Below are 13,200 nucleotides of genomic sequence, written 5' to 3'. Positions count from 1 at the left end.
CGCTATGCCTTGCTCCAGTAGTCTGCCTTTTCTGGAATGACCCACCTGACTCCACCGCGCGGATCTGGCATATCCGCGGGATACCGTGGGATGAGGTGCATGTGGAGATGGGGTACGGTCTGGCCGGCTGTAGAGCCATCGTTGATCCCAATGTTGAAACCTGATGGCCCAAGCTCTTCTTTTAATAACGCCGCTGCCTTGTCCAGCAAAGCCAGCATTGCAGATCGTTCTTCGGAAGAAATCTCGAAGAAAGAACCGACATGGCGTTTGGGGATAACTAAAGTGTGACCTGAAGAAACAGGGTACGCATCCCGGATCACTACCGCCAGATCGTTACTGTCGATGATTCGATCTTGCGGCAGTGAACAAAAGACACAAGACATGGCAATGTAAGCGCTGAAATCGCGGAGTATTGGAAGAAGGCATATACTAACCTGCTTCTCGGCACAGTCAATCTCATCCATTCGAAGGAGCTGTCGAGCCGCTCTCACCATTCGAGCACTATTCTCCAGATCAGGATAGGTTCGAACTTATTTCACCCCCACGTTCACCATCCCCTTGAAATCGTAGGGAATCACGACGGTCTGCACTTTACCCTCGGCGATGCCTTCCGCAATCTTCATCTGCGCCTGCGCCTGCATGTAACTGATCGCGCCCGCATTCGCATTCAGGGCCGCGATCCGCTCGGCTTCTTTTTTCGCGATCTGGACTTCAACCTCTTTCGTCTTTTCCTCGTTCTTCGCGCGCACCAGGTTGTCGGCGCTGGCTTTGACGGCGTCGCTCGGCACCATGCTGCCGACCCGCACCTGGGAAATCACGATGCCGTTCAGCTTTTCGTCATTCAGCGTCGCCGCCATGGTTTCCTGGATTTCCTGCTCGATCTGGGCGCGGTTGTCGTTCATGTTCAGCGCCTCGTACTTGCGCGCCGTTTTATAGACCGCATTGCGCGCGGTCTGGTAGATATAGGCGTGCATCAGGTAGATGTCGTCGGACTTGTCCACCATGTGGAAGGAGCGGCTTTTGTTGATGTACAGGTCCGAGACCGAGGACGGCGTGATGTTGTAGATGACGCTGATATCGAATTCCTTCATCGTCGAATTGTCGGCGGCGAGCGGCGTCAGGTTCTGCACGTCGACACTCACGTCTTTGACGGGGAAGGTCAGGATCTTGCCGACGATCGTCTGGTTGAAACTGCCGGCGACGCGTTCTTCCGCTTCGATGGTCTTGTCGAAGTTGACGCGCAGGCCGACCTCTCCCGTATCGACGATGGTGCAACCGGTCGCCAGGGCGCCGACGGCAAGCGCGGCGGCAACGGCAAGGATGATCTTTTTCATGTGCTCTCTTTCAGGTGTTCCCCGGCGCTCGTACGCGAGGCGATATTTTTATCTGTACCAGTGTCGTCTATGAACATGACATTGCTGTTCAGCATCAACATGGTAACCGCTGCGGCAGGAATGAAAACTATCGAATGATCACGGCGGTGGAAGGCCAAAGGTGCCCGGGAAGTGCCGCCGAATTGCAGTATGATCGTCGGTTTCTTGAATTAACTCGTCCGTGATCACCACCTCGCCCGATACCTCGGCCGCCTTCGCCACCCACGCGGTCAACCTCGTCAACTGCGGCATCGTCGTCCTCGATGCCGACGGGCGCATCGTCCTGTGGAACCGCTGGATGGTGACGCATTCCGGCCGCTCGGCGGCGCGGGTGCGCGAGCAGTTGCTGCTCGATGTGTTTCCGGAGCTGCGCGGCTCGCGCGTCGACAGCGCGGTGCTGGGCGCGCTCGCCGAGGGGATCAGCACGAACGTGCCGCAATCGCAGAGCCGTGCGCCCTTCCCCCTGCGCGAGGCCGGCAGCTTCGACGGCGAGCGCATCGCCCAGGCGGTGTCGGTGACTCCCTTTCAGGACGGCGACGCGCGCCTGTGCATGATCGAAATCCGCGATGTCAGCGGCACTGCGGGGCGCGAGCGCCAGTTGCTCGAGCATGCCGAATCGCTGCGCGCGCGTTCCTATACCGATGGATTGACCGGCATCGCCAACCGGCGCGGTTTTGACGTGGCGCTCGAGCGGGAACTGCGGCGCGCCCAGCGCCATGGCGGGGCGCTGGCGCTGCTGTTGATGGACATCGATTCCTTCAAGGCCTACAACGACCACTTCGGCCACCAGCAGGGCGACGCCTGCTTGAGCACCGTCGCCCAAGCCCTGTCGAATATGCTGAAACGCCCGGCCGACCTAGCGGCCCGCTACGGCGGAGAAGAGTTCGCCGCCATCCTGCCCGATACCTCGCCCGAACAGGCGCGCGCCCACGCGAACGCGATCCGCGCCCACGTGGCCGCGCTGGCGCTGGCGCACGCGCCGGCCGCGGTCCGGCCGCACGTGACCCTGAGTATCGGCGTGGCCAGCTTCAGCTTGGAAGGATTACGCGACGCATCCTCCCTGATCGCCGCGGCCGACCAAGCGCTGTATGCCGCCAAGCGCAGCGGCCGCGACCGGGTGGTCGCGCATGGCGATGCCGCCCTGCCGCTCGACTAAAGAACCGCTGCTCAGCGGGTATCGCCGCCGCCGGGTTTGTCCAGGCTTTCCTTCGCCAGGTCTTCGACGGCATTGCCGCCGATGGCCGCGTCAACGGCCCCGGTCTGGCTGCCCGGATCCGGCATGTCCGCCGACGTCCCCGGCCGGCCGCCGGCCGCAGCCACGCTCATGCCCTTGTCTCCGCTTTCGGCGGCGGTCGTGCCTCCCGGGATTGGTTGTGTGGCGCTGCCGCGGCTGCTCTGCGGCTTGCCGGCCGGGCCGACATTGCTTTCCGGTGGTGCGCTGACGATGCCGCCATCGCGGCCGGCGCCACTTGCACTCCCCGTGTAATGGCCGCTGGTGGACGACCCGTCCTGCGCCTTCTGCTGGCTCTGCCCGCTGTCGGCGCCGGTGTCGACCCGGCCCGACAAGGGATCCGGCCCCGTACCGCCCGCATTGTTTTGCTTGTTCCCAACCATATCGACCTCCTCAAGCGTGATTACTGGTGGGTTTGATGGTAGTCCTTTGGCGGCAGGCTCCAATAGGCGCATTGGCTGACAGAGTGTAGGCGGCTTCGCACGACGTGCTCAGGCCAAAGGCTTTTCAGAGTTTTGCTACTCGTCAACGATAGGGGCTAGCTTGCGGGTAACAATGCGCCTTTGTTGGCCGGCTTTCCATGCATTTTTCCACTCAAGCATGTCCAAAGTCGAGCCTGTCCTTCACCTTGTTCATAAGCTTTCCAGGAGCTGCGAGTGGTTGAGCTATTCCCCCGCTTTACACAAGAAACCCGTCTGCTTCGCCTGCTTACGCCGCTTGGTCCCGACAAGTTACTCGTTGAGTGCCTGCGCGGCGAAGAGAATGTGGGCGCCTGCTTTTCGTTGCAACTATCGGTGCTGTCGACCGACGCCCATATTGCGCTTAAATCCTTGCTCGGCCAGCCGGCCCTGGTCGAGCTGTTAACCGCGGCACCCGGAATGAAATGGCGTCCATTTCACGGCTACATCACATCTGCCGAATGTGTTGGTGCCAATGGCGGATTTGCACGTTACACGATGACGATCGAACCCTGGTGCGCGTTCCTGAAGCTTGGTCGCGACAGCCGTATCTTCCAGGACAAGTCGGTGTTCGACATTCTGGATGCGGTATTCGGAAGTTCACGTGATCGAGGCAAACTCGCCATGGCGTGGCGCTACGACATTGCCGATCGGCGCATTTACCCATTGCGCTCCCTGACCTGCCAGTATCAGGAGTCCAACTTCGCCTTCGCCGAACGCCTGATGTACGAAGAAGGCTTGTTCTATTATTTTGAACACGACCCGGCTATCGAACACCGCGATCTCGGTAGTCATACGCTGGTCATTGCCGACCACAACGGTGCTTTCAAACCGAACCTGCAGGATGAAATACGCTTCACCCAGCCGGGTGCAGTGATGCGCGAAGACAGCATGGACCGCTGGCGCATTACGGCGCGCGCAGTCATTGCGTCGACAAGCATGCGTAGCTGGGATTACCGTTCAAACGGCACCCGTCCCGTTAGCGCCAGCGTGTCCTCTGCAAGCGATATCGCTGAACCAACAAGCTTCGACACACCTGGAACCTACGCATACCAGACACGCGCCCAGGGACAGCGCATTGCGGACAATCAGCTGCAAGCGGCGCAGAGGGCGAAAGAAACACATGTCGGGGCCGGAACGGTACGTACGCTGGCCGCCGGCACGACGTTTGTCCTGCGCGACCATGCATACCTGGACAGGGCACTGACGGACGATGCCCGTACGTTCACCGTCACGCGCGTAGTTCACCTCGCGCACAATAATCTCAGTGCCGAGCTGCGTTCCGCGATTGCACAGGCATTGGGAGACGACGCAACGTCCAGGCGCGCGGATGAGCCACGGGACGGGCTGCGGGCAAGCGCAACGATCCCGGGCCGGCCTCTGTACCGCAATCGTATCGAAGCGATCCGCAACGACATTCCCTACCGCGGCAGTAACGATCAGGGCCATGGACTTAACCTGCATCCACGTCCAACGGTGACTGGCCAGCAAACCGCCACCGTTGTTGGACCTGCGGGTTCTGTCATTCATACCGACCGCGAAAACCGCATCAAGGTGCAGTTTCATTGGCAGCGCAATGCAGGACGTAATGACCAAAGCCACAGCCGGCTGGATCATCCTGCGCCACTGGGTCAGACCGGGGCGCCGGCTGATGACCGTTCCGGAACCTGGTTGCGTATCGCAACGCCACTTGGCGCAATCGCCGGCGCCAATTGGGGTGCAGTGACTGTCCCACGGGTGGGTAGCGAAGTTCTGATCGATTTTTTGGATGGAAATATCGATCGACCCGTGGTGATCGGCAGTTTGTACAACGGACGCGGTGAGCGGGATGCGCAGCACAATCAGGTGTCCAACGGCGCCGGCGTCTCGACCGGCAATGCGCCTTCATGGTTCCCTGGCGAAGCTGGCGGCTACGCCCACCCGGCAGTGCTGTCGGGTTTCAAATCGCAGGCCATGGCGTCGAGCCAAAGCGGTAATGGCGCCTACAACCAACTGGTGTTCGATGACAGTGCGGGTCAAGCGCGCGTAGTGTTGCAAAGCCACGCCAGCCAGCATATTGGTTCGGCCGAACTCAACCTTGGCGCCCTTCGACATCAGACCGATAACCAGCGCTTGGCTCCGACTGGCTTTGGTGCCGAGTTCAAAACAGCGCATGGGGCAGCATTGCGGGCTGGCCGGGGTTTACTGCTGTCCACCGACATACGCGCCGGTGCTGCCGGTAACCAGCTCGATTCGCGGGAAGCGCAAGCACAAATCGAGCAGAGTAACGAATTGCAGAGCGGGCTGGCGCGTACTGCCCAGCAACACAACGCCGTATTGGAAGGCACCGAGAGCGACGCAGGGGCCCTGGCCGCAATACGTGCAATGGAAGACAGTATCGCCATTCTGCAGGGGGCCGCCAGTGCCTATAGCCAGCCCCACTTGCAGCTATCAAGCCCAGCCGGAATTGTCGCAAGCACGCCGAAGGACGCCGTGCTTGCGTCAGGCATGACGACAAGCCTGACCGCAGGGCAAGACATCAACCTTACGGCACAGGGAAATAGTCTCCATGCGGTAAAAGCCGGTATCAGTTTGTTCACGTATGGCAAAGCCACCGCCAAGGACAAACCAAATCAGGAAGTTGGCATCAAGCTGCACGCCGCCAGCGGCAAGGTCAGCACGCAAAGCCAGGCAGGGCCGTCACGACTTACTGCTGACAAGATGATTACTGTGGCAAGTGTCAGCAAGGATGTCACGGTCGCTGCTGCTCGCCATGTCTTACTGACTGCGCAAGGAGCCTGCCTAAAGCTTGAAGGCGGAAACATCATGCTGCATGCCCCAGGCAAGGTCAATTTCAAGGCCAGCAAGAAAGAATTGGCAGGCCCGGCCGACGGCAGCATCAGCACGCCTGCTCTTCCGAAGGCAAAGGACATCTATAACGAAGCGTTTGTGATTATGGACGAGGAAACGAAGCAACCGATGGCCCATGTGCGTTATCGACTCGAGTCCGCTAGCGGCGTCAAGCTGGAAGGCGTGACCGATGCACAGGGACGCACGCAACGCATTTTTACTTCAAAAAGCGAAAAGCTCACCCTGCACCTTCCTGATGACGAGTGACATCAGCAGTTCATTTTTTGCTTGCCACCCGATTTCAGGAGAGAACAAATGAGCGAAACGCTTACTGCTGTCAAATCCGCCTCTACTACGACACCGCGGGACACCTATGTCGAAGTAAGTCACACGTTAACGGAAGGTGTGCTCCTGTATGTCCCGGGAAATAACTCATTCATTGCACTGTATCCGGATGAGTGGCTGTCCTGCCGCGCTGACGGCTACAAGAACAAGACTGCCATCGAAGAACTCCAGGAAGCCAATCGCGACGTGACTGCAAAATCGTTGCTGCTGCAGGAGCTTCTCGAGCAGCCGAACGCTTCAAAAGCCGCCATCCTACAAGCGCGCAAGGATCTCGATACGGCGCTCTCTACCCTTTCGCAAAAGAGCGACGCCGCGAAAGAGCGGGTGCAGGCGCTCAGTGACCAGAAAGTGGATCCCAGCAACCTGGTCGAAATCGTTCCGCTGACAATGAAACGGATGGAGGGAAAGACCCATACGCCTATCTACGTCAACGCAAGGACCCTGAGAACGGCTTTGGCGGACCGGCGGGTGTATGTCGTGGAAGGTTCAGCTGAACGGAATAGACAGCCAAAAGAAAAACTATTCAATGGGACGACCCTCAACACGAAAGAAATACGCAATCGCATCCTGAATAGCGCACAGGACAAGGCGAAGTTCAGCAAGAAGTGGAAATTGGGGCCGGATGATGCGGATCAGTACAGCGGCATCTTGACCGACTGGGCGAAAGTGATGGGGGCCGATGCCACTGCCATGCTGGAACGGACACAGAAGGAGATTGTTGACGGCATCTTCGGTGCAAAAAACCGGGATCCAGACAATCCTCAACGAATGATCGATATGAAGCCGGAGGCGCAATTCTTGCGCTGGTCTGCAGGTGCCGGCGCTGAAGCTACCTTCATGCCGTTCCAGGGTAACTTGTACGATGCCCGCGATACCAACTGGAAGCAACGATTCAAGCGCGCTGCGAAGGCTGCACAGTTCAGCGTCAAGGCGAACGCGGAAGCATCGTTTGCCATTGGCGAGGCGAAGGTCGATACCACGCTCTATCTGCCGCATGCGGCAGGCTGGCACCTGGGGCCCGAACAGATCGGACAGGATTTTGATTTCGGCTACTTCCGGATGCGCGGCGATCTGACGCTGTCCGCCATCGCTGGCGCCAGCGTTGCCCTGGAAGCGGACGCCGCCTTGATGATCACAGGTCACAAGCAGGGAGTGCGAGGCAGGCCACGCAACCAGGCCGGTGCCAGAGCCAAGGTTGGGGCGAAGGGAAAGGTGGACGTGTTTGTTGGCTTGAAAGAATCAGTCAACCTGGCGGGTGCCCTGCAGTGGCTCAATCCGGAAGGTGTCATCAACCCGGGGGGACCCAAGAAGCCGGACCCAAACAAGACCAAGGCGGCCTATGCGGACTTGGCCAAGGTCAGTAGCGATATCAGTGCGATTCAGGGATTGGCTGCGACGCTGGGTTTTGAGTGCGATTACCGTGGCGGAAAATTCGTCATCGCAGCACAGGCAGGCGCCTGCCTCGGTCTGGGAGGCTCGGGAAGTGTAGCTTGCGAAGTGGGGTATGCCGAGATCGCGCAGTTCTTCATGTGCATTTCGCATCAATTAAAACAGGCTGATTACCGGAAGATGTCAAAATTAATGACATGGGTGGCTTTTGAATCATTTAACCAAATATTATATATTCATGTTGTTGCAGGAAAGAAAATAGAGACCTTTGCAGGTATGAAGATTAGTGATATTAAAGAAAATTATAACTATTTTGTTAAATCAATTAAAGCGAATGGCGAACAAGTGCTAAGGAGAATCGAAGCGCAACTGCGATCAGGGTGGGGTTGGTTTTCCTATATGCCGCCTGAATCTCGAGGCGCACTGATCCGGAGTGTCGCGGATGTAATTGCCCAGCCTCAATATTCAAGTAACTACGACTTAAAAAAGTTAGCTGCGTTTTCCGTCAATGAGTTGTTGTCCACTACCCAGTCGAGTAGCCACTTAAATAATACGTTAGACCGAATAAATATTGCGATGGGAAGTAAATTGGAACGTAATCAAGGAATAAAAATTATCAACTCAATCGTAGAGGGGACGAAATTCGCAGATTGTGTCGAGCGTTGCTCAATACAAGTGGCGCAGGCTACACCTTTGCTAGGCCGGGCGTTCCTTCGCAACGATGAGCCAGAATTTCGTCTTGCTCAGTTTCCACTACATCACCCGGGTTATGGCATTGTCTAGCGCTTATCGGAAGGGCTGTTAAGGGCGCAACGGAAATTATCTGATTTAAAGCCGGCATAAGGAGGAAATGGTACCCGTACCCCTTCGATAATTCCTTTTGGATAGATAGTGTGCATCGTTTGGGGAACTTGTGCCGCTTTCATGAATACCATGGCGGCGATTTCAGCTTTTCCACCCACACTGCCCCGCATAATTTTTTCTGTACCGCTTTCAGGGCCGGTAGGATTTTTCTTTGGCGAATTTTTATAATATTCTTCATGGAACCAGTCATTCACCCATTCACCCGTGTTTTCGGACATTCCGTATAAGCCAGCTGGATTGGGAGGGTAGCTGCCGACGTCAGGAATGATATCCGGATCCCCGTACTCTCTTTCGTTTGGAAAATTCCTCGGTCTTTCAAGCTTACCATTGTCAGTGGCGAACAGCACTTTCTTGCCACCTGAGCGGGCGGCGTATTCCCACTGTGCCTCTGTCGGCAAATCGAAGGGAAGTTTGGTCATTTTCCCTAGCCATTGGCAATAGGCCTTGGCTCCATACCAGCTGACCCCGACAGGGCGATTGGGTGCGCGCTGGTCAATCTCCATTTCGCCCATCGTAATGCGTTCATTGCCAATCGCATCAGTGAACACGTCAAAATCGTCGAAGGTGACCTTGTACGCCATCATCGAAAAGCCATCCAGGCTTACCTTATGCAATGGTCGGGAGTGCTTGTCGAAATCGTAGGGAACACCGGCTTCATTGCCCCAGTCGCCCATCTCGAATGTCCCGCCTTTGAGTGGGCGCATCGAACGCTTCACTTTTTTCAGCAAAGCCTGTATCCGTGTTTCGAGAGTAGCGTTGGCATCCGGTTGCGGTAGGGCCTTTGTCGTTTCGGAGCATAGGGCAAGCATCGGCAAGCTGACCAATATGGAAAATGCGACACGGTTCAGGATGGGCGTCATGATGGGTCTTTCAAGAATGCGGGATCAAGATGAGTATTCGAGGTTCAAGCACAGCAGCGCAGAACCCGCCAGCTGTGCTTGAACGATGATCAAGCCGCTGCAGCAGGAGCGATGAGCACCGTGCAGCGGTGATGCGGATCTTCGTTACCAACGTAGAGCACTGGCGCTGCGCGTTCTAGTGCATGGTGACGCGCCAGCGCCAGCGCGGTGATGCAGGGCACGGCACCGCAGGCGCCACTGCTCGCGCCAACACATGCAACATCCGCTTGATCATCAAGATGGGAAAAAGTCGTCGACACCACTCCCATTAGCTCAAGCATGCGGTTGGCGCGCTCCCCTGTGTCGGCAACTACCATCGCCACCTCCGCTGATTCGACGTTCGCCTGTTTGCAGGTGCGTTCAACAAGGTCCCGGAGCAGCTGCTTACTTGTGCCCTTGCTTTCGCCGATCGACACGTCATGCCGCCCCTCGAGGAAAGTCTCGAGTACGGCATAAGGGGCATCCACGACCGTTTGTGCTTGCTGTAGACTGGTGAGCAGGATCCCAGCCGCACCTTCTCCTGGAATCAATCCCTGTGCGCGCGACGACGTCAGAAGTAATCCGGCAGCATTCCACTGGTCTACCGTCTCCTGGTCGATATGCGAATCGCAGCTCATGACGAGCGCAGCTAGACCTTGATTGGCTATGGCAGCATCACGCGCAAACTGGTTGATTGCCGATGCAACGCAACCAGCGCTGGTCTGAACGTCGATGCAGGTGAGAGCAGTTTCTGGCCAACCAAACTGAGCCACTTGGTGCTTGAACCACATCCCAACCGTATTTCGCTGCTCGAGGGGCCAATCGGCTGGCAGGATGGCTATTAATCGAAGCGTCGGCGGCGTGCCCTCCAAGGGAATCAGCAATGACGCAGCCTCACCCCCAAGGTCACGCACGATGGCCGTTCCGAGCGTCAGCGCGCGCCACTGCACGTCGCTGAAACGCAATTCAGCCATATTGATACCAGTTAGCCAAGCGTTCAGTTCTTCCTGTAACGCGTCGTCGACGGCATCGTTACGGCGGGCTGCTGTAATAGGGAAGCCTTTGTCATCAATCAGCTCTGAATCAAGGTCGGGCCGTGCCTTGCGCTCCGCGATCGCACTGGCAAGTTCCTCGGGTGATGCACCATGAGGAGACCGTAGCGCGCTCGCGAGAATCGCTAGCGGCGGTACAGAAGGCGCGACAGGAGCCGATTGGGCTGCCGCGCTGGCTGTCCCAACCTTCGCGATTGCCGGTTGCGGCATGGCGAATTTGCTGCGGATGCCCAACCAGGAAGCGATCAGCCCCAACGGCAGCGCCAGCAGCACTAACGCCAGCTCGACCGCGCCGGGCTCGCTGCCCCCCGCACGCCACCAGGCGATCGCAGCGCCCCAGCAGAGAACGAAAACGAACACGGCCAGCAGGCCGGTCTTGAGCCAGCCGGGCAGCGTACGGCCGCCGGGCGTTGCGGTAGTCGAAGTCATCGGTTCAAATTAAAGGTTGTCGATCGTTGCCTGCTGGCCGGCGATCAGGGAGGCGCCGCAGGCGGTTTTGTCGCCGTGGCGGGCGGCCGCTTTGCCGTCGACGATCAGGGTCGAGTCGCCGCTGACGATCGGGTTCGGGCCGTGTTTCGGGCAGACGGTTTTGTCGCCCATGCGGGCGATCGGCTTGCCGCCGCTGTCGCTGTGGGGCGAGCCTTCGATGACGGAGCCGCCGTGGGAGGTTTTGTCGCCGAGTACGATCAAGGGGCCGGACATGGGAGTCTCCGTGTCAAGCCGCCACAGCGAGCAGCTCGAGTTTTAGTTCCTTCATCCCGGCCGGCACATAGATCGAAATCGATTGCGCCTTGAGCATGCGCTCGTACATCTGCCCTTTCGACTCCAGCATGAAGTAACAGGTGTCGGGCCGCACGGCCAGCGCGGCCGGGGGCTGCGGGGTGTATTGCAGGCGCACGCCGGGCAGGGCCGAGAGCACGAATTTCTCGACGTCGTCCGGAGCGCCGACTTTAAAACGCAGCGGCACCACGTCGACCAGCTGCACGGCCGGGATGTCGGCCGCCACGGAGATATAAAAGGTGGTCTTGTCGTCGATCTTGCCGGAGTCGAGCGCGCCGATGTGGTACGAAGGGCGTACCTCGTTGAGCGCGATCGCGAAATATTTCGAAGAGATCACCGTGTCGAGCAGCTCGCGGATGATCGTGTGCAGTTTAGTGAAGGCGGGGCCCGGGTCGGCGTGCTGGTAAGGGGGCAGGTCGGCCAGGGTCCAGCTTTTCGAGAAAGTCATCAGGCCGCCGGCCACGTCCAGCAATTGTTCGAAGAGCCGTTCGGGATGCAGGCTCGGGTGATGGAAATGGTGGGTCAGCGTCGCGTAGGCCGAGCTGGCCGTGTGCAGCAGCCAGAACGAGGACATGTCTCCCGAACGAAATTCGATCACGTTGCGGCTGGGCTCGCGGTGGTGGCCATACAGGGCACCTACTTTCGCCTGCAGCGCGTCGAGCAGGCGGCGCAGCTGCTGGAACAGCACGGGCGCCGCGCCCAGCGACAGGCTGGGCGGCACGAAGGCCGGGTCGAGTTCAAAACCGCCGGTGGTCGCGCGGCGCAGGCGCAGCAGCGGGAAATGGATGTAGGCGTCGCGCGGGTCGAACTCGGACACCAGGCGCACCGCCTTTTTCAGGTAGGCCAGCTGCACCGGCGCGGCCTGCGTGTACAGGTCGGCCGTTTCCTGGTTCGCCTGCATGTAGCGAACCGACTGCGGCACCGATTGCGCAGGCTGGCCCGGCGGGGCGAAGTTGCCGCTGAACGGCTTTAAGCCCGGCAGGGCGGCGTAATACGTGACGGTTTGCTGGGACTGCTGGAGCAGGTTCAGGTCGACCGTGTCGGGCAGCTCGTCGATGCCGGGCGCGTCGACCAGTTCTCCGTCCTGGAAGCGCAGCGCCAGGTCGTTGATGCGCAGTCGGTTGTTGGCGAGCGCTTCGCGGTCGACCTGCAGCCGTTCCACGCCCCAGGCATAGGGGTGCACTGCCTTGATGCCTTTTTGCAGGCAGTGCTCGTGGTACTGGTCTTGCCGCTGGAAGTGCTGGGGGCGCAGGAGCAGGCCCTCGCCCCAGAGTACTTTGCTCGTCATGTCCTGGTTCCTGGATGGTTTCGGTTTGGGGAACTTTGCCAACGGAAACAGTAGCACCCCACGCGACGGGGCCTGTTTGCGCTTGCTCAAACGTCGGTATTGCACAACGCCAGCACGGGGGATTGCCCATCCTTATCTTTTTTCAAGACCGGCCCAGGGAGGCCCGGTAACACTACCGGGTGGACGCAAAACGATCGGGGATGCCATGAAAGGATTTACGCCAGGCCTGTTCGACCGCCTGCTCGGAACGCCGGGAAGGGCTGGCAATGCGGCCGGCAATGCGGCAGGAACGGGATCGCGCATGTCGCTCGAAGACATGAAGGACGCCGTGGCGCGCGACCTGGAAGCGCTGCTCAACACGCGCATGGTACTGCCCGACGGCTTGCTCAAAGCCTACCCGGAGTGCAGCAATTCGATCGTCAGCTACGGCATGAACGATTTCGCCGACCTCTCCCTATCCAGCCCGACCGACCGCGCCACCATCTGCAGCTGCATCGAAAGCACGATTGCCTGCCACGAACCGCGCCTGCGCAACGTCAAGGCGGCGCTGGAGATGCGCGAAGGCGCCGTCAACCGGCTCGACTTTTCGATCACCGGGCTGCTGGTGCTCAACGCTGCGCAGGAATCGGTGAATTTCGACGCCGTGCTTCAGCCCTCGACGCTGAGCTACAGCATCAACAAGGCGGGCCGCCCAGCGCCTGCGGGAGCCTAAG

The 13,200-nt window shown here is 58.9% G+C and carries 11 protein-coding genes; 4 read left to right on the top strand and 7 right to left on the bottom strand.

The annotated features are described in order from the left end of the window. Positions 1-2: 2 nt before the first annotated feature. Together ACWCIA_RS04930 and ACWCIA_RS04925 are read right to left on the bottom strand one after the other, a co-directional pair. Positions 3-464, bottom strand: coding sequence for an HIT family protein (locus ACWCIA_RS04930; RefSeq protein WP_454161477.1), 462 nt, complete (start codon positions 462-464; stop codon positions 3-5). A 66-nt stretch (positions 465-530) separates the two neighbouring features. Continuing rightward, the gene (locus ACWCIA_RS04925) at positions 531-1,334 is read right to left on the bottom strand and encodes an SPFH domain-containing protein (protein WP_454161476.1); all 804 of its coding nucleotides are present in this window, start codon (positions 1,332-1,334) and stop codon (positions 531-533) included. A 220-nt stretch (positions 1,335-1,554) separates the two neighbouring features. On the opposite strand from ACWCIA_RS04925, the gene ACWCIA_RS04920 reads away from it, so the two are divergent. Next, complete coding sequence (locus ACWCIA_RS04920) at positions 1,555-2,529, top strand: diguanylate cyclase domain-containing protein (protein ID WP_454161475.1); 975 nt, start codon at positions 1,555-1,557, stop codon at positions 2,527-2,529. An 11-nt stretch (positions 2,530-2,540) separates the two neighbouring features. Here the strand turns inward: ACWCIA_RS04920 and ACWCIA_RS04915 are convergent, their stop codons facing one another. After that, positions 2,541-2,987 (bottom strand): hypothetical protein, encoded by a 447-nt coding sequence (locus ACWCIA_RS04915; RefSeq protein ID WP_454161474.1) that lies wholly within the window; start codon positions 2,985-2,987, stop codon positions 2,541-2,543. Positions 2,988-3,260: 273 nt separating this feature from the next. Here ACWCIA_RS04915 and ACWCIA_RS04910 point away from each other — a divergent pair, with 273 nt between their 5' ends. Together ACWCIA_RS04910 and ACWCIA_RS04905 are read left to right on the top strand one after the other, a co-directional pair. Further along, positions 3,261-6,158, top strand: a complete 2,898-nt coding sequence (locus ACWCIA_RS04910) for a type VI secretion system Vgr family protein (protein ID WP_454161473.1) — start codon at positions 3,261-3,263, stop codon at positions 6,156-6,158. Positions 6,159-6,206: 48 nt separating this feature from the next. Continuing rightward, the gene (locus ACWCIA_RS04905) at positions 6,207-8,408 is read left to right on the top strand and encodes a hypothetical protein (RefSeq protein ID WP_454161472.1); all 2,202 of its coding nucleotides are present in this window, start codon (positions 6,207-6,209) and stop codon (positions 8,406-8,408) included. On the opposite strand, the gene ACWCIA_RS04900 is transcribed toward ACWCIA_RS04905, so the two are convergent. From ACWCIA_RS04900 to tssK, 4 genes are all read right to left on the bottom strand, one after another. Next, positions 8,405-9,349, bottom strand: coding sequence for a formylglycine-generating enzyme family protein (locus tag ACWCIA_RS04900; protein ID WP_454161471.1), 945 nt, complete (start codon positions 9,347-9,349; stop codon positions 8,405-8,407). The genes ACWCIA_RS04905 and ACWCIA_RS04900 overlap by 4 nt on opposite strands. 89 nt (positions 9,350-9,438) lie before the next feature. After that, a complete protein-coding gene (locus ACWCIA_RS04895; protein ID WP_454161470.1) occupies positions 9,439-10,848 on the bottom strand; it encodes a hypothetical protein in 1,410 nt (469 codons plus the stop codon). A gap of 9 nt (positions 10,849-10,857) precedes the next feature. Next, entirely contained in the window at positions 10,858-11,121 is a 264-nt protein-coding gene (locus ACWCIA_RS04890) for a PAAR domain-containing protein (RefSeq protein WP_454161469.1), read from the bottom strand. A gap of 13 nt (positions 11,122-11,134) precedes the next feature. After that, entirely contained in the window at positions 11,135-12,487 is a 1,353-nt protein-coding gene (tssK, locus tag ACWCIA_RS04885) for a type VI secretion system baseplate subunit TssK (RefSeq protein ID WP_454161468.1), read from the bottom strand. A gap of 205 nt (positions 12,488-12,692) precedes the next feature. Between tssK and tssE the strand changes: the two genes are divergently transcribed. Continuing rightward, positions 12,693-13,199: a type VI secretion system baseplate subunit TssE gene (gene tssE / locus ACWCIA_RS04880; protein ID WP_454161467.1), complete on the top strand. Its 507-nt coding sequence runs from the start codon at positions 12,693-12,695 to the stop codon at positions 13,197-13,199. Position 13,200 lies beyond the last annotated feature (1 nt).

The organism is Massilia sp. SYSU DXS3249, assembly GCF_053668055.1.
The sequence above is the reverse complement of the archived record's forward strand: the minus strand, read 5'-3'. Positions and strand labels throughout refer to the sequence as shown.

Coding starts and splice junctions, on each gene's coding strand:
- ACWCIA_RS04930 (WP_454161477.1), bottom strand. CDS start 464: ATGGATGAGATTGACTGTGCCGAGAAGCAGGTTAGTATATGCCTTCTT.
- ACWCIA_RS04925 (WP_454161476.1), bottom strand. CDS start 1,334: ATGAAAAAGATCATCCTTGCCGTTGCCGCCGCGCTTGCCGTCGGCGCC.
- ACWCIA_RS04915 (WP_454161474.1), bottom strand. CDS start 2,987: ATGGTTGGGAACAAGCAAAACAATGCGGGCGGTACGGGGCCGGATCCC.
- ACWCIA_RS04905 (WP_454161472.1), top strand. CDS start 6,207: ATGAGCGAAACGCTTACTGCTGTCAAATCCGCCTCTACTACGACACCG.
- ACWCIA_RS04900 (WP_454161471.1), bottom strand. CDS start 9,349: ATGACGCCCATCCTGAACCGTGTCGCATTTTCCATATTGGTCAGCTTG.
- ACWCIA_RS04895 (WP_454161470.1), bottom strand. CDS start 10,848: ATGACTTCGACTACCGCAACGCCCGGCGGCCGTACGCTGCCCGGCTGG.
- ACWCIA_RS04890 (WP_454161469.1), bottom strand. CDS start 11,121: ATGTCCGGCCCCTTGATCGTACTCGGCGACAAAACCTCCCACGGCGGC.
- tssK (WP_454161468.1), bottom strand. CDS start 12,487: ATGACGAGCAAAGTACTCTGGGGCGAGGGCCTGCTCCTGCGCCCCCAG.
- tssE (WP_454161467.1), top strand. CDS start 12,693: ATGAAAGGATTTACGCCAGGCCTGTTCGACCGCCTGCTCGGAACGCCG.